This window comes from Photorhabdus africana (assembly GCF_035181445.1).
In the GTDB taxonomy this organism is placed as follows: Bacteria; Pseudomonadota; Gammaproteobacteria; order Enterobacterales; family Enterobacteriaceae; genus Photorhabdus; species Photorhabdus laumondii.
Genome location: NZ_JAXBVE010000125.1, coordinates 1 through 1,140 on the forward strand (window position 1 = coordinate 1; position 1,140 = coordinate 1,140).

The 1,140-nt window shown below is 41.4% G+C and carries 4 protein-coding genes; 2 read left to right on the forward strand and 2 right to left on the reverse strand.

All coding sequences use genetic code 11. The features are described 5' to 3' along the window. On the forward strand, window positions 1–320 hold a 320-nt coding region (locus SLS51_RS22990; protein WP_323840807.1), incomplete at its 5' end, for a hypothetical protein. Further along, window positions 317–601 carry an Imm53 family immunity protein gene (locus tag SLS51_RS22995; protein WP_323840808.1) on the forward strand — a complete coding sequence of 95 codons (285 nt, stop codon included), beginning with the start codon at window positions 317–319 and terminating at the stop codon, window positions 599–601. The genes SLS51_RS22990 and SLS51_RS22995, both read left to right, overlap by 4 nt. Before the next feature lie 57 nt (window positions 602–658). On the opposite strand, the gene SLS51_RS23000 is transcribed toward SLS51_RS22995, so the two are convergent. Next, window positions 659–856 carry a DUF7706 family protein gene (locus SLS51_RS23000; RefSeq protein WP_046973705.1) on the reverse strand — a complete coding sequence of 66 codons (198 nt, stop codon included), beginning with the start codon at window positions 854–856 and terminating at the stop codon, window positions 659–661. Between the two features lie 13 nt (window positions 857–869). Further along, the coding region (locus SLS51_RS23005; protein ID WP_323840809.1) for a SymE family type I addiction module toxin at window positions 870–1,140 on the reverse strand (271 nt) is incomplete at its 5' end.

Below are 1,140 nucleotides of genomic sequence, written 5' to 3' on the forward strand. Positions count from 1 at the left end.
CAAAGCCTATTTATCCCAGAATGCATTCAAAACACCGCAAAGAAAGTCGTCTAAAAACAAAACATTGGATGCGTGTTTTGAACGACTTAATTCTTAAGATCCTGTATATGATGGGGCATATAGATTTAAGAGGTAGAGCGCATTTTGATAAAATAACCCAAACGGATATACCAACTCCACATGTTCAAACTTCACCAATAAATATAGCTCCTAATGGAAAACGCTTTCCTTTGAAAAAGCAGGAAGTAGCCAGACCTGCTACTAAGCAAGATATACGTACAGCTAGAGAACTAGCTAAAAAACAAGGGATATTAAAATGAATGATAATATCATTGAACACCTTCAAAACTGGTATCAATCTAAATGCGATGGAATGTGGGAACATGAATATGGCTTTGATATCAGTACATTAGATAATCCTGGTTGGAAGGTTAATATATCAGGAGAAAATGGGAAAAACCCATTAAATATTATTGTAAATAACACTGATGCCGATTGGGTAAATATAAAGGCAAGTGAAAGAGAATTTAAAGGATATGGAGGTATTGCAAATTTAGAGACAATACTGAAATATGCAGCACAATGGCTTGATAAAATGTAGAAATATAATTAATTAAAGCCGGAAAGATCTTTCGAGATCTTCCGGCTTTCTGATGATCTATCTTGGTGAATACCCACGGTAAGCCAGAGCGGATTGGAGCTTAGAGATCGCATCCTTAATCTGATACGCCTCCTCGTCATTCACGGCACAGGCGCGTATCTCTGCCCAGTTCAGCCGTTTAACCAGTTGGGCCAAGGCCAGTGCTTCAATGTGAGTTAACTGAATGTCCTGCAAATGTTCAATCACCACTTTCATTTTATCCTCTTCCTTAACCCGCAAAACCGGTTATCAGCGCCTGCATCTGCTGCTTAATCTCCCGCAGTTGGGCCTGTTGCCGCTGGTACTGCTGATGCTGTTGTTGCGTGGCCTCACTCTCTGGAATCAGCACCAGACAACCATCCATCACCTTCACCGTAATCTGGCCGCCAGTATTAAATCCCGCCTGTCTGAGCCACTGGCCCTTAAGATGTATTGCCGGTGTGGCGTTGTTGACCTTATTCCCGTTCGGTACATAACCCACGGTGTAATAACGTTCTGTT